This is a genomic window from Pontibacter saemangeumensis, from assembly GCF_039541895.1.
GTDB lineage: Bacteria > Bacteroidota > Bacteroidia > Cytophagales > Hymenobacteraceae > Pontibacter > Pontibacter saemangeumensis.
The window spans coordinates 564,686-583,841 of record NZ_BAABHC010000029.1; the positions used below are offsets into that span (position 1 = coordinate 564,686).

At 55.2% G+C, this 19,156-nt stretch carries 20 protein-coding genes; 6 read left to right on the forward strand and 14 right to left on the reverse strand.

Going from position 1 to position 19,156, the window contains the following annotated elements:
• Positions 1 to 50: 50 nt before the first annotated feature.
• Positions 51 to 1,796 (forward strand): gamma-glutamyltransferase, encoded by a 1,746-nt coding sequence (gene ggt, locus ABD920_RS20625; protein WP_425568664.1) that lies wholly within the window; start codon positions 51 to 53, stop codon positions 1,794 to 1,796.
• Positions 1,797 to 1,804: 8 nt separating this feature from the next.
• Here ggt and ABD920_RS20630 read toward each other — a convergent pair whose 3' ends face one another.
• Positions 1,805 to 2,200, reverse strand: coding sequence for a hypothetical protein (locus ABD920_RS20630; RefSeq protein WP_345161812.1), 396 nt, complete (start codon positions 2,198 to 2,200; stop codon positions 1,805 to 1,807).
• A gap of 117 nt (positions 2,201 to 2,317) precedes the next feature.
• Entirely contained in the window at positions 2,318 to 3,475 is a 1,158-nt protein-coding gene (locus tag ABD920_RS20635) for a trans-sulfuration enzyme family protein (RefSeq protein ID WP_345161813.1), read from the reverse strand.
• A 251-nt stretch (positions 3,476 to 3,726) separates the two neighbouring features.
• Here ABD920_RS20635 and ABD920_RS20640 point away from each other — a divergent pair, with 251 nt between their 5' ends.
• Positions 3,727 to 4,755 (forward strand): hypothetical protein, encoded by a 1,029-nt coding sequence (locus tag ABD920_RS20640; protein WP_345161815.1) that lies wholly within the window; start codon positions 3,727 to 3,729, stop codon positions 4,753 to 4,755.
• A 294-nt stretch (positions 4,756 to 5,049) separates the two neighbouring features.
• Positions 5,050 to 6,594 (forward strand): lysine--tRNA ligase, encoded by a 1,545-nt coding sequence (lysS, locus tag ABD920_RS20645; protein ID WP_345161817.1) that lies wholly within the window; start codon positions 5,050 to 5,052, stop codon positions 6,592 to 6,594.
• A 77-nt stretch (positions 6,595 to 6,671) separates the two neighbouring features.
• Here the strand turns inward: lysS and ABD920_RS20650 are convergent, their stop codons facing one another.
• The 3 genes from ABD920_RS20650 to ABD920_RS20660 form a co-directional block, all read right to left on the reverse strand.
• Positions 6,672 to 7,196, reverse strand: a complete 525-nt coding sequence (locus tag ABD920_RS20650) for a YtxH domain-containing protein (RefSeq protein WP_345161819.1) — start codon at positions 7,194 to 7,196, stop codon at positions 6,672 to 6,674.
• A 248-nt stretch (positions 7,197 to 7,444) separates the two neighbouring features.
• The gene (locus ABD920_RS20655; RefSeq protein WP_345161820.1) at positions 7,445 to 7,813 is read right to left on the reverse strand and encodes a YtxH domain-containing protein; all 369 of its coding nucleotides are present in this window, start codon (positions 7,811 to 7,813) and stop codon (positions 7,445 to 7,447) included.
• 233 nt (positions 7,814 to 8,046) lie between these two features.
• The gene (locus ABD920_RS20660) at positions 8,047 to 8,367 is read right to left on the reverse strand and encodes a YtxH domain-containing protein (protein WP_345161822.1); all 321 of its coding nucleotides are present in this window, start codon (positions 8,365 to 8,367) and stop codon (positions 8,047 to 8,049) included.
• A 207-nt stretch (positions 8,368 to 8,574) separates the two neighbouring features.
• On the opposite strand from ABD920_RS20660, the gene ABD920_RS20665 reads away from it, so the two are divergent.
• Together ABD920_RS20665 and ABD920_RS20670 are read left to right on the forward strand one after the other, a co-directional pair.
• Positions 8,575 to 8,817, forward strand: coding sequence for a Kazal-type serine protease inhibitor domain-containing protein (locus ABD920_RS20665; protein ID WP_425568665.1), 243 nt, complete (start codon positions 8,575 to 8,577; stop codon positions 8,815 to 8,817).
• 40 nt (positions 8,818 to 8,857) lie between these two features.
• Positions 8,858 to 9,229 carry a cupin domain-containing protein gene (locus ABD920_RS20670; RefSeq protein WP_345161824.1) on the forward strand — a complete coding sequence of 124 codons (372 nt, stop codon included), beginning with the start codon at positions 8,858 to 8,860 and terminating at the stop codon, positions 9,227 to 9,229.
• Positions 9,230 to 9,454: 225 nt separating this feature from the next.
• On the opposite strand, the gene ABD920_RS20675 is transcribed toward ABD920_RS20670, so the two are convergent.
• From ABD920_RS20675 to ABD920_RS20715, 9 genes are all read right to left on the reverse strand, one after another.
• The gene (locus ABD920_RS20675; RefSeq protein WP_345161826.1) at positions 9,455 to 10,267 is read right to left on the reverse strand and encodes an enoyl-ACP reductase FabI; all 813 of its coding nucleotides are present in this window, start codon (positions 10,265 to 10,267) and stop codon (positions 9,455 to 9,457) included.
• A gap of 61 nt (positions 10,268 to 10,328) precedes the next feature.
• Positions 10,329 to 12,026: a DNA repair protein RecN gene (gene recN / locus ABD920_RS20680; protein ID WP_345161828.1), complete on the reverse strand. Its 1,698-nt coding sequence runs from the start codon at positions 12,024 to 12,026 to the stop codon at positions 10,329 to 10,331.
• 137 nt (positions 12,027 to 12,163) lie between these two features.
• On the reverse strand, positions 12,164 to 12,394 hold the full coding sequence (locus ABD920_RS20685) for a hypothetical protein (RefSeq protein WP_345161831.1): 231 nt from the start codon (positions 12,392 to 12,394) through the stop codon (positions 12,164 to 12,166).
• Between the two features lie 74 nt (positions 12,395 to 12,468).
• Positions 12,469 to 13,374, reverse strand: a complete 906-nt coding sequence (porD, locus tag ABD920_RS20690) for a type IX secretion system protein PorD (RefSeq protein ID WP_345161833.1) — start codon at positions 13,372 to 13,374, stop codon at positions 12,469 to 12,471.
• A complete protein-coding gene (gene coaBC, locus ABD920_RS20695) occupies positions 13,367 to 14,029 on the reverse strand; it encodes a bifunctional phosphopantothenoylcysteine decarboxylase/phosphopantothenate--cysteine ligase CoaBC (protein WP_345161835.1) in 663 nt (220 codons plus the stop codon). Before coaBC ends, porD begins: the two co-directional genes overlap by 8 nt.
• A complete protein-coding gene (locus ABD920_RS20700; RefSeq protein ID WP_345161837.1) occupies positions 14,010 to 14,570 on the reverse strand; it encodes a flavoprotein in 561 nt (186 codons plus the stop codon). Before ABD920_RS20700 ends, coaBC begins: the two co-directional genes overlap by 20 nt.
• Before the next feature lie 9 nt (positions 14,571 to 14,579).
• On the reverse strand, positions 14,580 to 14,912 hold the full coding sequence (locus ABD920_RS20705; protein WP_345161839.1) for a DNA-directed RNA polymerase subunit omega: 333 nt from the start codon (positions 14,910 to 14,912) through the stop codon (positions 14,580 to 14,582).
• Between the two features lie 12 nt (positions 14,913 to 14,924).
• Entirely contained in the window at positions 14,925 to 15,749 is an 825-nt protein-coding gene (locus ABD920_RS20710; protein WP_345161841.1) for an outer membrane protein assembly factor BamD, read from the reverse strand.
• Positions 15,750 to 15,825: 76 nt separating this feature from the next.
• Positions 15,826 to 17,652 (reverse strand): OstA-like protein, encoded by a 1,827-nt coding sequence (locus ABD920_RS20715; protein ID WP_345161843.1) that lies wholly within the window; start codon positions 17,650 to 17,652, stop codon positions 15,826 to 15,828.
• 163 nt (positions 17,653 to 17,815) lie between these two features.
• Between ABD920_RS20715 and tilS the strand changes: the two genes are divergently transcribed.
• The gene (gene tilS / locus ABD920_RS20720; protein WP_345161846.1) at positions 17,816 to 19,150 is read left to right on the forward strand and encodes a tRNA lysidine(34) synthetase TilS; all 1,335 of its coding nucleotides are present in this window, start codon (positions 17,816 to 17,818) and stop codon (positions 19,148 to 19,150) included.
• Positions 19,151 to 19,156 lie beyond the last annotated feature (6 nt).

A 19,156-nucleotide genomic window follows, 5' to 3' on the forward strand; every position in this document is an offset into this window, starting at 1 on the left:
GAATCATAGCCGCCGTTTTTTATATTAGCCCCATCAGCGTTAACGATCACATGCCGAGCCCTCCTCACCTTTTCCGAACGACAGCAGCCCGCACAGTTTGCAGGCTTTGCCTATTCCTCTTCCTGCCGGTATATATAAGCAGCTGTGCCGCTACTCCCGGCGCTGAGGAGGCAGCGCAGCAAAGAGGGTTGGTGACAGAGAAAGCCATGGTGGTTTCGGCGCACCCCGAGGCGTCACGCGTGGGCATGGAGGTCCTGAAGAAAGGCGGCAATGCCTACGATGCCGCCATCGCCACGCAGTTCGCCCTGGCCGTCGTGCTGCCGGCGGCAGGCAACATCGGCGGCGGCGGCTTCCTGGTTTACCGGCAGCACAATGGGGAAGCAGGTTCCCTCGACTATCGGGAAACAGCCCCTGCGGCTGCCACAGCATCCATGTACTTGGACTCTGCTGGCAATGTTGTGGAATCCCTGAGCACGGCCGGCCATCTGGCGGCAGGCGTACCCGGCACGGTAGACGGCATGGTGAAGGTGCATGAAAAGTTTGGCTCCCAGCCCTGGGCGGAGCTGGTACAGCCCGCCATCGATCTGGCAGCCAACGGCGTTGTGCTGACGGAGAAGGAGGCTAACGGCCTGAACAGCGGCAAAGCGTCCTTCCTGGAAAACAACAGGCATATCCCGTACCTGGTGCGGGAGGCCATATGGCAGACAGGCGATACGCTGCGCCACCCCGACCTGGCCCGCACCTTAGTCCGCATCCGTGACGAAGGCCGCGCCGGCTTTTATGCGGGCGAGACAGCAGACCTGCTGGTGCAGGAGATGCAACGCGGCAAAGGCATCATCTCGCACCAGGACCTGCAGAACTACGCGGCTGTCTGGCGCGCCCCGGTTACGGGCCGGTATAAAGATTACCGTGTCATATCCATGGCCCCGCCCTCCAGCGGCGGCGTGGCGCTGCTGCAGCTTCTGCAGATGATAGAGCCCTACGACCTGAACAAATACGGCTGGCAAAGCGTCCCGACGGTGCAGCTGATGACTGAGGCCGAGCGCCGGGTATATGCCGACCGGGCCACTTACCTGGGTGATCCCGACTTTGTGCAGGTACCCGTGCAGGAGCTGCTGGATGCCGATTACCTGAAGCAGCGCATGGCCAGTGTCGATTTAGCCAGGGCTACGCCTTCCGCGGCTGTAAAAGCTGGGGAGGTGCCGGTATATGAGTCAGAACAAACGACGCACTTCAGCATTGTGGATGCGCAGGGTAACGCCGTGTCCGCAACCACCACGCTTAACGGCGGATATGGCTCTAAGGTGGTGGTAGAAGGCGCCGGCTTTCTGCTGAACAACGAGATGGATGATTTCAGCGTGAAACCGGGCGTGCCCAATATGTTCGGCCTGGTGGGAGGCAAAGCTAATGCCATTGCTCCCGGCAAGCGCATGCTCAGCTCTATGACGCCCACAATCCTCGAAAAGGACGGCAAACTATATATGGTGGTGGGGACTCCGGGAGGCTCCACCATCATCACCTCGGTGTACCAGGCTATCCTGAATGTGGTGGAGTACAACATGACGATGCAGGAAGCTGTGGCCGCGCCGCGCTTCCACCACCAGTGGCTGCCCGATGCAATCATGCACGAACCAGGGGCGATACCACAGAAAGTACGTGAGATACTGCGCAGCAAGGGATATGAGCTGGAGGAGCGAGGCCCATACGGCCGTGTAGACGCGATCCTGGTGCTGCCCGATGGCAGGTTAGAGGCCGGTGCCGATCCGCGCGGAGACGACACCGCAGCGGGCTTCTAAGCGAAGCTTTACCCCCGCTGTTGCCGTTTCTGGATAAAGCCTGCTATATAAATACCCACTGCCGCGATACCCGTTGTCGTTATCAACCCAAAAACGGTGGCCCTGCGGTTACGGACGGCTGGCGTAAATTTTTGCTTCGCTTCTGCGGAGGGAGCTATCGCCTTGGCAAACATGTTTCCGGTCATGGCTGTGAGCGCCGTGGTAAGGCCTACCGTGGCATGCGCTACGTTTCGGTTGCCTGCCTTTACGCCTGAGCTCAGCAACAGCAACGCACCGCCAACTGCCGGTGGTATCAGGGCTGTTTTCGGGCGGCTCTCGTTCAGGAAATAACTTGCCAGTCCGGCCCCGATAAGAGTGGCGGCATGCGTGTTATTGGCGATATCTGGTCGGTCAACTATGTTCATGTCTGTTCTATTTTTTATTATCCTTTTTACCAGACGCGGCACGCCTGGGTTATATATAATTTCAAGAGATCAAAGGAGAAAAACTGATCTGCATCATATATAAATTTCAGTTAGAACTTACATCTTAGCCAGCGCCTGCGCCAGGTCCCGGATCAGATAGTCCGGGTCCTCCAGCCCAATATAAAACCGGACAAGGTTATAAGGCAAACTTGACTTCATCCCTTCAGAAGCGTATGTCGCCGAGATTGGGAAGATCAGCGACTCGTGACCTCCCCAGGAGGCAGCCATCAGGAAGTGCTTCAGACTGTCGCAGAAACGGTCTGCCTGCTCCAGTTTTTTTGCTTTAAGCAGGATGGAAAACTGGCCTGCGTTATTACGCATCTGGCGGTTCGCCAGCTCATGCTGTGGGTGCGAGGGCAGGAACGGAAACAGCACCTCCTCCACCTTTGGGTGCTGCACCAGGTAGTCCACCACTTTGCGCGTGGACGCCGCCACCCGCTCCATTCGCACCGGCAGCGTGCGCAGCCCCCGGATAAAAAGCCAGGCATCATGCGGCGACATCACGGCCCCCAGGGTCATGAACTCGGATTTAAAAATGGCATTCACCATCTCCCGCGTTCCGCACACCATCCCGCCCATCACATCGGAGTGGCCGCCTATATACTTGGTACAGGAGTGCACGACTAAATCTATCCCGAAGGCGATGGGGTTCTGGTACAAAGGGCTTGCGAAGCTGTTGTCGATGATGGTGCGACAGCCGTGCTCTTTAGCAATGGCAGCCACGGCGGCCAAGTCCTGCAGCTCAAATGTAAAGGAAGTGGGGCTTTCGAGGTAAATCAGCCTGGTGTTCGGCCGGATGGCCGCTTTGAAGTCTTCCATGTCACTGCCATCCACCATGGTCACCTTCACTCCGAAACGGGGCAGGAATTTTCGCATCAGGTTCTTCGTCCAGCTGTAGGGGCGCTTCACGCACACCACATGGTCGCCGGTATTTACCTGAGAGAGCACCGCCGCCGCCACTGCCCCCATGCCACTCCCGAATGCCACCGCATGCTCCGCCCCTTCCAGGGCCGCTATCTTCTTCTCTAGTATGGTTACCGTGGGGTTATTGCCACGGGTGTACATATATTCTTCCTCCTCATGCCGCATTTTATAGCGCATCTCCGCCACCGTTCTGCTCGCAAAATTACTGCTCTGTATTATCGGTGGCGCCACAGCGCCGAAGTACTGCTCCCGCTCCTCCCCCAGCTCGTTAATGATGTATGACAAGTCCATATAGCTTCTGTTTTTACTCCTTTTACTCTTTCCGCCGGCGTTGCGTTCGGTTACTTTCCTGAAGGCTTTTCAGCTGTATTGATCTTCAATAGCAGGTTGCTAATTTAGTTAGTGCAAAACGTTTGCAATCGACAAAAACATTATTCAAATACCTATATAATGAACTATAAATCAGTTGATTAAATTTACTAATTTACTACATATATTAGTATTTTATGCAACTGATAGGGTATTCCATTTGTTAGGTATATATGAAAGAGAAAGAAGAAGAGAACGTTGTTTCGCTGTATCCGGAGGAGCAGAAAGAAACGGATAAAGAGTGGCAGAAATCCATTCCGGCGCAGGTGTTTCTGAACTACTTTTTTGCGATAAACTACCACATCCAACACTTCAGCGATAACGGGTTGCAGCATCTTGCTTTTTTCAAAGAGGCGAAGCCGGAGATGAGTGAGCAGGATATAGAGGCGGTGAAGCGCCTGCTCCTGAACTGCTGGAGCACAGAGTACGCATTGCGCGCCACCGCTGAGCTCGGTGACGAGGCCTATATGCGAAACGCGCTGCACTGGACATTTCCGCAAGCGTACTATACCGTGTTTTCCGGGCTGCAGGCTTTCCTGCGCACGCGCGGCCTGAATACCAACAACGAGGCGCTGGTATTGCGGGAGGCAGGTCGCCTGGTGGTGAAAAACGCTTACCCCAGGGCAATGGCCTTTTACGCCTCCGGCCACCACGACGACTATAACATAAACCGACTGCCGCTGGCGCACTACAAGCCGGGTTTGCAAATAGCGGGCAAAGAACTGGAGGCACAGGCCCAGATCGGGCAGTTTCTGCGCACCACGCGCCGACAGAAAGCGAAAGCAGTGAGGCAGCAGGTGCAGGCAAATCCGGCGACGGCCATCCGCAGCAACCGCACCGGCGAGGTGCTGCAGAAGTTCGGGCCGCAGCACTGGCAGCAGCTGACCTGGCGCGTAGGTTATACCACTTTGTTTGATTTGATGGCGCGCCTTCGCATCTCGTCCACGCACCGCGAGATAGAGCGCTTCGTGCAGGCTGACATCGACTTTAAGCTGTTCCACGAGTCGCTGCTGCAGATTGTGAGCTACCTGAACGGCGTACACGAGAGCTATGTGGCGCAGGCCCTGGGCATACAGCGGTACGAGGCGTTTGTGCAGGAACTTCCGAAGCACCTGCAAGGCTCTTTTGTGGTGGCCAGGCTGCAGCAGCAGATCAGGCCGCTCTTCGGCGAAGGCGAGTACCAGCTGGGCCAGGCCGCTTAGGCTTCCCTATTATATATCGTTATATATACTTTGGCTCCCGCGGGTTTTCCTGCGGGAGCTTTTGTGTTTATATATACTTCAGCTTTATATATGATCAACACGCCCACGCCCGTTTTCGGGCCTGTTGAGCACGTTTTGGCTATTTCCTGACGCTCACAGCAGCGCTGCCCCCGTAGAGCCCTCTCCTCCTTCCGCTATTTAACAGTGCAACAATCAGCAATTAACTTTTAAAAGCTGCCGAATATTTACGAATTTCGCAGATTACTCAAATCAACCACCATTAGCATAGAACGCATGCAACTGAGCGAACAGGAACTACGCAGGCGCCACGAGCGCGAGGAGCTGGAGAAAATGGGCATCAACCCCTACCCCTCCGAGACATTTGAAGTTACTGCCACTGCCAAGGAGATAAAACAACATTTCGATAAGGAACAGCACAACTACCAGGAAGTAAGCCTGGCGGGCCGCCTGATGAGCCGCCGCATCATGGGCAAAGCCTCTTTTGCGGAACTTATGGACAGCACGGGCCGCATCCAGATCTACGTGTCGCGCGACGACATTGCCCCCGGCGAGAACAAGGACCTGTACAACACGGTGTTCAAGAAAATGCTGGACATCGGTGACTTTATCGGCATCAAAGGCTATGCCTTCGTGACGCAGGTGGGGGAGATTTCGGTGCACGTAACGGAGCTGAAGATCCTGACCAAATCGCTGAAACCACTGCCGATTGTGAAGCGCGAGGTGGATGAGAACGGCGTGGAGCACGTACACGATGCCTTCAGCGACCCGGAACTGCGTTACCGCCAGCGCTACGTGGACATGGTGGTGAACCCGCAGGTGCGCGAGACCTTCCGGAAGCGGACGCAGTTGGTGAACTCCATGCGCAGCTTCCTGACCGACAAAGGCTACCTGGAGGTGGAAACCCCGATCCTGCAGCCATTATATGGCGGCGCGGCGGCGCGTCCGTTCAAGACGCACCACAACACCTTGGATATGACGCTGTACCTGCGCATCGCCAACGAACTGTATTTGAAGCGCCTGATCGTGGGAGGTTTCGATGGGGTGTTTGAGTTTGCCAAGGATTTCCGCAACGAGGGCATGAGCCGCTTCCATAACCCGGAATTTACGCAGGTAGAGCTGTATGTGGCCTACAAAGACTATAACTGGATGATGGACCTGGTGGAGGCGATGGTGGAGAAAGTTGCGCTGGACCTGCACGGCACTACAGAGGTACAAGTGGGCGAGAATATCATTAACTTCCAGCGCCCCTGGAAGCGCTTCACGATGTTTGAGGCAATCGAGCATTTCACCAAGATCGACATCTCGGAGATGGACGAGCCGGCGCTGCGCCAGACGGCGGAGGGCCTGGGCATCAAGATTGACCCGACGCTGGGCAAGGGCAAGATCATCGATGAGATTTTCGGTGAGACCTGCGAGCCGTACCTCATCCAGCCGACGTTTATCACCGATTACCCGGTGGAGATGAGCCCGCTGGCGAAGAAGCACCGCAGCAAGCCCGGCCTGGTGGAACGCTTTGAGGCGATCTGCAACGGCAAGGAGATCTGCAACGCCTTCTCCGAACTAAACGACCCGATTGATCAGCGCGCCCGCTTTGAGGAGCAGCTGGAATTGGGCAAGCGCGGCGATACGGAGGCGATGGTGCTGGACGAGGACTTCCTGCGTGCCCTGGAGTACGGCATGCCGCCCACCGCCGGCCTCGGCATCGGCATCGACCGCCTGAGCATGATCATGACCAACTCCCACTCAATACAGGATGTGCTGTTCTTCCCGCAGATGAAGCCGGAGAAACAGGAGAAAAAAGAAGAAGAGCAACAGTAGCCATCTCTATAAAAGAAGAACGCCAGCTATACAGGATATAGCTGGCGTTCTTCTTTTATAGAGACTGCTGTCAGTTCCTATTTGATCGGCGAAGTGCCTTTCGGACCGCTTGGGTTCCTTGGGTCGTTTATCATGTTCTTCACTTCCTGATCGCTGCGCTTGTTTGTGTCCGTGTAGGGGCTGTTTTGCACCTTGCCACCCAGGGAGGTAGCCATTCTTCCGGAGCTGTCTGTAGCCGGAAGATCGGGCGCTTTGTTTACATGCGCATTTGTCATGCCGCCTTTCTTTGTCAGCTTATCCGTCCAAGAGCTTGCTTTCTCCTTGCCTGTGCTGTAGCCTTTGCTTACCTGGTCCCCGAGTTTAGTGGCCGAATCAGCTACTTTTCTGCGCGTCACGGCGCCTTTTTCCGGGGCAAGTAAAACACCCGCTAAAGCACCAACAGCTGCACCTGCTAGCAGTCCTACTGTCAGTCCGCCAGCGGCACCGCTGCTCTTCTTATGAGAGGTATCCTTCTGCTTCATCTGCCGCACCGCCGAGGATGAGTTGGTGGTATAGTTTGATCTGCTTTCTCCGAGTGATCTGCATTCCATGTCAGTTTTCATAGTATGTCTTTGGTTTAAGTGATTTCATTTACTTTTCTGCTGCAGTCTGTCGTCAAACCGCTGTTCTGTTAAACGAGAGAGGGGGCATTAGGTTAGCGGCAGGTGCAAAAACGAACGTGCCTGCTCCTCTGATAGAGCAGGCACGTATGTAAGTAAAAAGTGAGGCATCGGCTTTTGTAGCCTTCATCAATCAGGGCCGCAGCAAACCGGATGCCCTTATTTTACCTGCAATTTATCGTATTGCCTGGTTAAGCGTTGCCGCCAGTGGTTCTGGCACCGCCAGTAGAGCCTGCGCCGCCGCCGGTCGAGCCGGTTCCGCCAGTGCTGGCAGAGCCAGTAGAACCGCCTGTTGTGCCGGTAGAGGTGCTTCCTGTGCTTGCACTGCCACCCTGGTTACCGCCAGCAGACTTGCCGAAAGTGTCACCGCTCATGTTCTTGATTTCCTCTAAACCTGCCTGCAGGTTTTTCTCCAGATCCTTGCTTACTTTACCAGCCCATTTCTTTACGCTCGTACGAGTAGCCTCTCCAGTGTCCGGAGCCATCATCAGACCTGCAATTACACCTGCACTGGCACCAGCCAGCATTGCCAGCAATATCTTTCCGCTGTTATCTTTCATAGTTTTAATAGTTATAAATTTACTTTTGTTTAAGGCGATGTTTATCGTGTGTCTCTAATAACGTTCAAGTATAGCATTAAGTTATACCTATACTGATGAATACTATTATTATGAGATATAAGGCTGGTATTGTCACACACAATACCTGTTTTGTTATGCTGTGCCCTGCCAAAGGAGGTGCGCTATCTCATTTCCGGATTAATTAGGCCGTTCAGCCCTGCGCTAAAAGGGGGTTACTTTCCTTTCTCCGCTTCCATATCTTCGGTTATATCCTCGTAGTTATTGCGGAGCTGCCTTCTCACGTCATCCCAGGAGCCTTGCATCACGATCTCATCCTCCTCCTGTCCCCGCCCCGCTCTCGCTTTCAGGTTGGCTGTCCAGCGCTTCAAAGTCCTGTTTATTTCGTCACCAGCTTCTGTCAGGCTCTGGCGTACATTATCGCGCGAAGAGCGTCCGTCTTCCGGGGCCAACAGTAACCCGGCTAACACGCCCGCACCTAACCCTGCCAGCGAGGCCAGCAGTATTTTCCCATTGTCTTTGTTCATGTTGTTCATTTCCTTGAGATTTAGTTATATATGTTCTATTGTTTTGAGACGTGCCGGCGCAATTATGAAGACATCCACATAAAAACACATGACTCAGATTATATTTCTATAGTTTTGCGCTCCCGAAATACATACGGTTAATGCCATGCGAGGTTAATTATATGCCCATCAAGCAAAACGAAAGCGTATAAAGCATATTCATTCCAAAGACTCTATATGAAAACACTCACCACTGCTGCGCTTGCGCTTATGCTCGGCACCCTGCTCTCCTGCGCCGGCCAGGAAAGCGCGCAACAAACAGCCTGTATCGACCCTGCCAAAATCAATCCCAATGGCATCTGCACCATGCAGTACGACCCTGTTTGCGGCTGCGACGGCAAAACGTACAGCAATGCCTGCATGGCCGATAACGCCGGCGTTACGTCTTATACCCAGGGCGCCTGCAGCAGCAATCAATAGGGCTACTGCTAATCGTATTTTATATATAAACTACTAAGCCATGAGCGAGAAAAAATACTTTAAGCAGACCATGCCGTTCCGGGTGCAAACCCACGATGGCAAGCTCATAGAAGAGCATTTTGGCCATGCCTCTACCCGCACCGGCGGCTTCAGCGTCGCCCATATGGTGGCCCCTCCGCACTGGGGCGAGCCGCATCAGAAGCCGGAATTCGACGAGATCACGATTGTGACCCGCGGCCGCAAACTGATAGAGGTAGACGGAGAGGAGGTAGAAGTGAAGGCCGGCGAGTCGTTGCTGATCAAGGCCGGGGCCCGCATCCGCTATGCCAACCCGTTCGATGAGGAAGCGGAGTACTGGTCTATTTGTATTCCGGCTTTTGATATCAACACCGTGCACCGGGAAGAGGAGTAGCACAGGCCTAGGCAGGAAATAATCCGCCAGCTTAGCGCTAGCGTAACTTCCGGCTGTAGATGAGGCAAGTTTATAAATGCGTTACCCATTTCAGATTCACCACCAGTTGCCGCTTCGCTCAAACTGGTGGTATATAACAGGAAGGCCTTTGCTACGTTAGCAAAGGCCTTCCTGTTATAGATGGAATAGGCATATCATATCCCCGTCGTCAACCCCTGAAACCGGTTACTTCTGAATCATGTTCACGATGTCCTCTGAAATACCCATGCTGCTGAAGCCGCCGTCGTGCATCAGGTTTTGCATCGTCACCATCTTGGTCAGGTCAGAGAAAAGAGAAACTGTGTAATCGGCGCAGGCCTCGGCAGAGGCATTGCCTAGCGGCGACATCTTGTCGGCATAGTCATAGAACACATCGAAGCCGCCCACGCCCGTGCCGGCCGTGGTTTTGGTCGGAGACTGTGAGATGGTGTTCACGCGCACCTTCTTCAGTTTGCCTAAGCGGTAACCGTAGTTGCGGGCAATAGACTCCAGCACCGCCTTCGCCTGCGACATATCAGTATAATCCGGGAATACGCGCTGCGCGGCTATATAGGACAGGGCCACAATAGAGGCCCACTCGTTCAAAGCGTCCTGCTTCTCAGCCACCTGCATCACCTTGTGAAAAGAAAGGGCAGACACATCCAGGGTTTTGAGGAACCAGTCGTAGTTCATGTCGCCATAGGATTTGCCTTTACGGATGTTCGGGCTCATGCCGATAGAATGCAGCACGAAATCTATTTTGCCGCCCAGGATTTCCTGCGATTTGGTGAACAGGTTCTCAAGTTCTTCCACGGAAGTGGCATCCGCAGGAACGATCTCCGCCTTGCACTCCTCCGCCAATTTCTTGATCTCACCCATACGCATCGCCATCGGGGCGTTCGTCAGCACAAACTCAGCACCTTCCTCGTGGGCGCGCTTCGCAACTTTCCAGGCAATAGATTTCTCATCCAGGGCTCCGAAAATAATTCCTTTCTTTCCTTTTAGCAGATTATAGGACATGTTTCTTTATGTTGTTGTGATTGAATAACCGCGTTTAAGGCAGCAATATAGCAATATCTGCTCAGAGTGAAAGCAACTCTTTCGCACTTTGATAGGCGTTGGCGCTCGGGTTTGCCCCCGCGATCATATGGGCGATTTCATTCACGCGCTCCTCCTCATCCAGTTTCCGCACGCGGCTGATGGTGCGCTCTGCCGTGTCCTCTTTATAGACAAAGTAATGGGAGTTGCCCTGCGCCGCGATCTGCGGCAAATGCGAGATGGCGATGATCTGGTGCTTCTGCGCCATCTGCTGCATCATCTTGCCCACTTTCACAGCCACCTCCCCGGATATACCGGTATCGATCTCGTCGAACACGATGGTGGGCAGGGCGGTTTTATCGGCCAGCATGTACTTGATGCTGAGCATCAGGCGCGAGAATTCCCCGCCGGAGGCCGCTTTAATCAGTGTCTGCGGCTGTGCGCCTTTGTTGGCGCTGAACAGGATGTTGATGTCATCGGTGCCTGTGGCCGTTGGTGCCACCTCGCTGTGCTGAATCACGATGCGGGCATTTGGCATACCGAGGTCCGCGACCAGCACATACAGCTCCTGCTGGAAAGTCTCAAAGGAGGCCCTGCGGCGCTCTGACAGGGTAGCGGCTTTTTCGAGCACATCTTTCTCAGCCTGCTTCATGGCTTTCTCGGTGCTGGCGATGGCGTTGTCGAGGTTCAGGACGCTGCCTACCTTGTCTTCCAACTCCCGCTGTATCTCCAGCAGCTCCGCGATAGTGAGCACCTGGTGCTTGCGTTGCAGGGTGTAGATCAGGTTCAGGCGCTCCTGTACTTCCTCCGTCCGCTGGGGGTCGGCCTCCGTGCTGCGCTCGGCGTCTTCCAGCTCTGCGGAAACATCGTTCAACTCAATCATACAGCTCTCGGTGCGGGTGCGCAACTCCTCATACTTAGAGGAAAACTGCGCCAGTTGCCCGATCAGGTGCACCGTGTCTTTCAGAGCCGAGGTGATGTTGAACTCCGACTCGGTCAGGCTCTGCACGGCCTGCGTCAGCTTCAGTTTGATGTCCTCGGCATTCTCCAGCTGCTTCAACTCCTCCTCCAGCTCCTCCTGCTCCTTTGCCTGCAAGCCGGCTTCCACCAGTTCGTTCAAAAGAAAAGCGTGGTAGTCGTGCTCTTTCTGGGCCTGCGCCAGCTGGTCAGTCAGTTTTCTGTAATCACTCTCCAGCTTTTTAAACTGCCGATAGCTCTCGTTGTAGTTGCGCAGGTACGACAGGTTGCCCGCATATATGTCGAAGGTGGTATTTCCCATGGACGCCGTGTTGCCGGCATATATATCCAGGATGTTGAGCTGATAGCTGGTGTCGCCGAGCTGCAGCGTGTCGTGCTGCGAGTGGATGTCCATCAGGTTCTCCCCGATTTTCCGGATCACGTCGAGTGTCACGGGCGTGTCGTTCACAAAGGCGCGGCTCTTCCCGCTTGGGCTGATCTCGCGGCGCAGGATGCACTGGTCATCGAAGTCCAGGTCCTCCTTCGCAAAAAGCTCCTGCAGGTTGTAGCTCGATATGTCAAACACCCCCTCGATCACGCACTTCTCGTCCTGCTTAAAAAGCAGCTTGGTATCGGCGCGGTTGCCCAGCAGCAGCCCGATGGCGCCCAGCATGATGGACTTACCGGCGCCTGTCTCGCCCGTAATGATGTTGAGCACCGGCGACGGACGCATTTCCAGCTTCTCGATCAGGGCGTAATTCTTTATTTTAAGATCTATCAGCATATAGGAGCACTCAAGACTACAGACATAAGGTATAAGACTTTTTGCCTAAGCTAAAGTTCGTAAATTCTGTTGAAATGTATGGTTAAAAATATGAAGTCCGGATACTGGCTGCGGCATCACCTCTAAAAGCTTTGTACTTAGTATGCAGCCTCCATGTCATATATGATTTCCTCGATCTGGTCGATGGGGAAGAGGTGCTTTCCGAACCGGCGGTCCTGCAGTTCGAGTTCCTCGGCTGTCAGCCGGAGGATGTCGCCGTGCAGCACCACTTTAGAGCGCAGCACGACCTGCACCGATCTGCGCTGCAGCAGTTCCTGCAGATGCTGCTGTATGTCTTTTCTGAAGATGCGTGTCTGCCGCTTGCCCATGGGGTACAGGTGTAGGTGAGGCAGTAGCTGCCAATGCCGTGAAGGTACGCGGATTTCGTGAGATTCTAAAAAAATTAGCGTTTTAGCAATGTCTCGTACTTGGTGTTGTTGGTGGGGTCTACCTGCGACAGGATGGTGAAGGCCTGCTGCTTCTGGGCGGGTGCAGCCGTCTGGAACATATTCACCAGTTCGTCCGATTTGGCATCGAAGAAAGAGCGGATAATCGCAGAACCGGGCTTTTGCCGCTGCAGCTTCTGCAGGTTCTCTAAAAAGGTCAGCACTGTTCCGCGGCCTTTCTCGGGGTTCTCGGCCATAATGTCCAGCCCCAGGCGGTGCATGTTGTAAATGCCTTCGCGGTACGGCAGAAACTGCGGGTCCTGCAGGTTGTCGATCAGCCAGTAGCGGTTGCGGTTGCTATCGAAGGCTTTCCAGCCCGGATAGTTGGCGCCCTGCGAGGCGGCCAGGTTCAGGATGCCCCGCGCCTTGTCGAAGGCGGGCGCGCCGCCCAAACGGCCAAAGCTGTCGTTGTCCATCCCCACAATCATGTAGGCGTAAAAAGCCAGCATGGAAGAGAGGTTGGAGGTATAGCTGTTCTCAGCGAAATCAAGTGGCTGGGCCGTGCTGAACTGGAAGGTCCAGTCTTTATCGATAAAAGAGAAAAGCGTGGATTCGTAAGCGGTGCCATATGCCGGCCGCACTGAAACAACCTGTACATCGGCTTGAAAGGTCCCGATCTCAGGCATCGCCGTCAGGTTGATGAGCATGCGGCACTTGATGCGCTCGTCCGGGGCATAGGGCTGGTCGGTCCAGCGGCGGTTGTTCATAAACTCGAAAATGCTGCTTTGCATGTCCGCGAACAGCTGCCGGTCGGTGTACTGTACCTGCTCGCTGTTTACCACCACATCGCACTGCAGTTCCTGCGCCCTGGCCACCCAGGCCATGCAAAGCAGCAGCAGCAATACAAATCCCCTCTTAGCCATGTAGTCTGTCCCAGATTAAGTTTATAATGTCCTGCGCCACTTCAGACTTTTGCTTTAGCTCAAAGGCCGTGGTGGCTTCTTGTTCCAGTATGGTCACCTTGTTGGTGTCGTGGCTGAAACCGGCGCCGGGGTCGTTCAGGGAGTTCAGCACGATCATATCCAGGTTCTTCTTCCGCAGCTTCTCCCGGGCGTTCGTGCTCTCGTCGTGCGTTTCGAGGGCGAAGCCCACCGAAAACTGCCCCGGCTTTTTGCGCTGGCCCAGTACCGCCGCTATATCAACGTTCTTAACCAGTTCAATCGTCAGCTCGTTCCCTGTTTTTTTGATTTTTTTGTCTGCCGCCGTTCTCGGCCTGTAATCGGACACGGCGGCGGCGAACACCCACACGTCGGCAGCATCGGCCAGTTGCAGCGCAGCGGCATGCATCTCGTCGGCGGTTGTCACCTTGGTAAGCTTTATGTTTTCGTGTCGGGCCTGAAGGTTGGTAGGCCCTGCCACCAGTTGCACGAGGGCGCCGCGCTCGGCGAAACCCTCTGCCAGGGCATAGCCCATTTTGCCGGTGGAGTGGTTGCTGATAAAGCGCACCGGGTCGATGGGCTCCTGTGTTGGGCCAGCTGTAAGCAGCACGGTCTTGCCCCTAAACGAGTTTTGTGTCACCCCCAAAGAAGTTCTGAAGTACCTGTACAATTTCCTCCGGCTCGGCCATGCGCCCTTGCCCCACCAGCCCACTGGCCAGTTCGCCGTAGCCGGCCTCTATGATGCGGTTGCCATAGCCCTGCAGCTTTATGAAGTTGTTCTGCACCGCCGGGTGCCGGTACATATCCACGTCCATGGCAGGCGCCACGAACACGGGGCAGCGTGCTGAGAGGTAGGTGGCGCTCAGGAGGTTGTCGCAGAAGCCGTTGGCGAGCTTGGCGACGGTGTTGGCGCTTGCCGGGGCCACGACCAGGGCATCGGCCCACAGCCCGAGGTCCACGTGGTTGTTCCAGGTGCCCGCCTCGTCCCGCACAAACTGGCTGAGCACGGGCCTTTTGGAAAGCGTGGCCAGCGTGAGGGGGGTTATAAAAGCAGAAGCAGAAGCCGTCATGATGACCTGCACTTCTGCTTCTGCCTTTATGAGCTGGCGCACCAGCAGCGCCGCCTTGTAGGCCGCGATGCTTCCGCAAACTCCCAATATGATTTTTCTGCCCTGCAGCATTCGCCGGCCTTACAGACTGGTTTCCTCCTGCGTCTCTTCCTCGCTCGGGTTTCTTACATAGATCTTTTTCTCCAGGAACTCCTCGATAGCCAGGTTAGTAGGCTTCGGCAGGCGCTCGTAGTATTTAGAGATCTCGATCTGCTCACGGTTTTCGAACACTTCCTCCAGGTTGTCAACCGTTGTGGCGAATTCTGCCAGCTTGGAGCTCAGCTCCTCTTTCAGCTTCACGGAAATCTGGTTGGCTCTTTTGGAGATCACTGCCACAGACATATATACGTTGCCGGTTTGCTCTGCAAAATCGGCCATGTTGCGGGTAACGATAGATGATGAAACTGCTGCCATTTTATATATACTTTATGAATTCTGGTTTGTGTTCTTTCTTATTTTCTCGAGCTCCGACCTCGTCTGGTCATACACCTGCTCTGCCTGGCGCTTGAACCTGCTGTCGGGGTACTGGTCTACAAAGCTCTGGAAATAATCGATGGCTTCGCTGAAACGCTCTTCCTGCTTGCTCAGCACGCTTTCCAGGGCAAAACGGTACTGCGACTCCAGTTTCAGGAAAGCGGCCTCCTCGCTGTAGGGGGAAGAAGCGTGCTCGCGCTGGAAGTTGTTGAAGGCCACCACCGCCGAGCGCCAGTGGCGCAGCTGGTAATACAGACGCGCTTGGTTAAATTCTTTCTTGTCGAGTTTTATATATAACTCCTCGATGGCTTGGTTCGCCTGCGGCACATACTCGCTGCCGGGGTAGCGGATCACAAACTCCTCAAAGGCCTGGATCGCGGTAATTGTCGGCGTCTGGTCCTCCTGGTAGCCCGGCGACTGCTGGTACAGCGACTGCGCCTGCAAAAAAGTGGCCTGCTCTGCCAGCGGGCTGCGCGGGTACGTGGTGTAGAACGTTCGGAAATACGCATCGCTCAGGATGTAGTTGCCCTGCATGTAGTGCGCCTGCGCCTGGTAGAACTGGGCATTCTCCGCCTTATCGGTACCGGCCAGCAGCGGGGTTATCTGGTCCAGCAGCTGCGAGGCCCGGTAAAACTCCTCTTCCTCGTAATACTTGAGTGCTGCCTCGTACTTCCTGGTAACGTCGTTACTCTTCAGGAGCTTCTGAAAGTTGCTACAGCCACTAACGAGCAGTAACAGGCAGAAAAGCGCAGCGGTGTGTAAAAAGCCTTTATTCATGAACAGGCAAAATTATAGAATATCCGAATGATTTACAAGAATGAACTGACAATGGCCGTTTTATCTTTCAAACAGCTTAGTTTTTCTTTTTGAAGAGCCCCCTTTTCTTCTTTTGGGGAGCCTCGGCCGGAGGCGTTTCCTTCTTCTGGCTAGTGGCCGCGGCGGTAGCTGCCCCCTTTGGTTTCGGCGCGCCGGCGGCCCCGGCAGCAGTGCCAGAGCCGGGCTTGAGATTGTCAGCAATCTCAGCAGTGTCACCAGGCTTTGGTTTCGGCTGCCCGGCATTTGCAATGGTGCGCCTGGCCAGCACCTGCTGCTTGGTAGGCCGCAGCTCCGACATCCAGGTAAACCCCTCCAACTGCTTTTCTTCCTCCTTCAGCTCGTGCGGGGGTATAAAGCTGGCATCGGGCTGCACCAGGAACGAGATATTCTTCAGTTTGTCGTCCCCGAACCGCAGCACCAGGTCGCTGCAGATGGCTTTGTTCATCCCTGTCAGCAAGGTATCGCCTTGCAGGGCATAGTACAGGCTCTCGCCGTTCCCGTTCACATTCACGCGCCGCAGGTCGCCTTCCTGGAAAAAGGCGGTCATGTCGCGTCCCTTCACCTGGTTGTAGTTTTTCAGGGTGTCTTCGGAGGCGATAAAGGCGTTGCTGTAGAGGTACATCCGGTCGATGGTCTTGTTGCGCAGCTGCACATGGATGGTATCGGAGGCCATCTGGCTCCCCTCGCTCCAGAGCACCGGCTTCACGTTCAGGTGCATCACCGAGTCGGTGCGATTGTAGCTCAGCGAGTCGGCCTTCCCCTGCAGGTCCGATTTATATATCTTCACATTGGGGTAGGCAAACACCATGCTCGCGGAGTCCGGTGCCTTTGCCTCCCGGGAGTACAGGGTGTCCGCCGCCAGAAACAGCGTATCGTTGTCGAGCACGGTTTCCATGATGGCGCCGCCGCCATATACCTTCGCCTCGCCCCTCCCGCGCCAGTAGCGCCCGATCTGGCCGCGTATGGTCACATCATCCTTCAGGGAGCGCAGCGTTACGTTCTTCTCAGCGTAGCCGTAGCCCGTGTTCTGGTCATAAAACAGCTTGTCACCTCCCAGCCGGTACTCGTCGGTGAGGATATAGGCGTTGCGCCCGAAGTTCGAGATTTTGGTTAGCGTGTTGTAATTGCCCTCTTCGGCATATAGATCCCCCTGCTGTCCTTTTATAATGGTAGGGCCCTGGAAGTACACGATCTTGCTCAGCGTGTTGTATTTCAGGTTCTCGGAGGTGATGTTGTAGTCTTTGGTGGTCACCCGCACGTCCTTCTGGAAGGAGTACATCTTGGAGGTAACGTCGTAGGAGCCGATCTTGCTCTGCAGGCGGTTCTCCGGGTCCACAATCACGCCGCCCTCGGTATATACCGCCGTCTTGGCGTTCAGGTCGTAGTCGAGGCTGGGGGTGGTCAGGGTCATGCGCGGGTCCTTCATCACCACGTTGCCGGTCATTTTGGCGGTGCGTTTGTTGCCATCGTATAGGGCATGGTTGCCCGTAATGGTCACGGTGTCGGCCTGGTTGATGCGCACATTCCCGAAGGCTTCCAGCAGGTCGGTTTCCTTGTAGCGGTACACTGAGTCGGCGGACATGATGGTTTCCTTCTGCTTGAACTTTACCTTGCCGTAGAGCTTGTCAATCCGCTGCCCGTTAAAAACGCCGCCCACCAGGGAGTCGGTGCCCGGCAGGAGCTGCACTTTATCTGTCTCTCCCTGCGGCAGCTGGGGTACCGGCGGCCGCTGTTGCTGCAGCTTTGGTGCCGGGGCTTGCTGTTGCCCTTGCTGCACCTTCGGCTGGGGCGGCCGCTGCTGTGCGAAAACCGCCAGGCCAAGCAGGGTAAAGACAAGAGAAAACAGTATTTTTGTAAACTTCATTTAGAATCAGGATTCAAGACACAGGGCACCAGAGGCCGGACTTTCTGTTTATATATAGCCCGAAGCTTTTTTTCAGAACAGCAGAGAGCCCATTGCCTCAGAGTTGATTTCCGGTGTCTTATAACAACTTCAAAATTAGGAAAAAATTACCAGCCGCTGCTTTATGCTACAGAAAGTTTCAGGTTTCATACAATCTCACCGCCTCTGCCAACCGGAGAGCAGAATACTGGCGGCGGTAAGCGGCGGCATCGACTCCACGGTGCTCTGCGAAGTGCTGCACCAGTTAAAGTACGACTTCGCGATCGCTCACTGCAACTTCGGCTTGCGGGCCGAGGAGGCCGAGGCCGATCAGGTATTCGTCAAAAAGCTGGCCAAAAAGTACGGTGTACCTTATTTCACGGAGAATTTCAGCACCCGCGCCTTTGCCGAGCAGGAGAAGCTCTCGATCCAGATGGCCGCCCGCACGCTGCGCTACCAGTGGTTCGAGCAGGTGCGCCGGCAGGAGGGATATGACTATATCGCCACCGCGCACCATAGCAACGACACAACCGAGACCATATTGCTGCACCTCACCAAGGGAACCGGCATTGCGGGCCTGCACGGCATCCCGCCCCAAAACGGCCACATCATCCGCCCGCTGCTATCGGTCACCAAAGACGACATATATGATTTCGTGACGTCCGAGAAAATTATCTGGCGCGAGGACAGCTCCAACGACACCACCAAGTACCAGCGCAACAAGATCCGGCACGAGGTGATCCCGGTGCTGAAGGAAATCAACCCGAGCCTGGAGGAGACGATGCGGCACACGGCCGAGCGCGTGAGCCACGCCGAAGCCATTGTGGAAGCCTATATAGGAAACCTGCGGGAGCAAACCGTGAAAGAGGCCGACAACGCCGTTTATATCTCGCTGGTGCCGCTGCGCAACGCCACCGGTCTGCCCGTGGTGCTGCACGAACTGCTGCGCCCCTACAACTTCAGCTACACTGTGGTGCTGGAGCTGGTGGAGGCGCTGGATGGCTTGTCCGGCAAGCAGTTCGACTCCCCCACCCACAAGCTGGTGAAGGACCGCGACCAGTTGGTGCTCACGCCCCGCAACCTCAGCAGCTTCGGCAGCACGGCTATACAGGAAGGTGACACAGCGGTGGAGGCAGGGAATCTGAGCTTTAGCATCCGTTACGTGGATGCGGCCCTCTATAAACTGAACACCAAACCGCACGTGGCTGCGCTCGACGCGGACCAGCTGAAGTTCCCGCTCAAGCTGCGCCCGTGGCAGGAAGGCGACTGGTTTGTGCCGTTGGGCATGAACGGCAAAAAAAAGATCAGCGATTTCCTGATCGACAAAAAGGTGCCGGCTAACCTTAAGCCGCAAACACTGGTACTAGTGTCTGAACAGTCCATTGCCTGGGTGGCGGGCCATCGCCCCGACAACCGCTTTAAGGTGACGGACAAGACAGCGCGGGTGATGGAGATCACGATGCAGCGGAAGCCTGCGTGATACTTA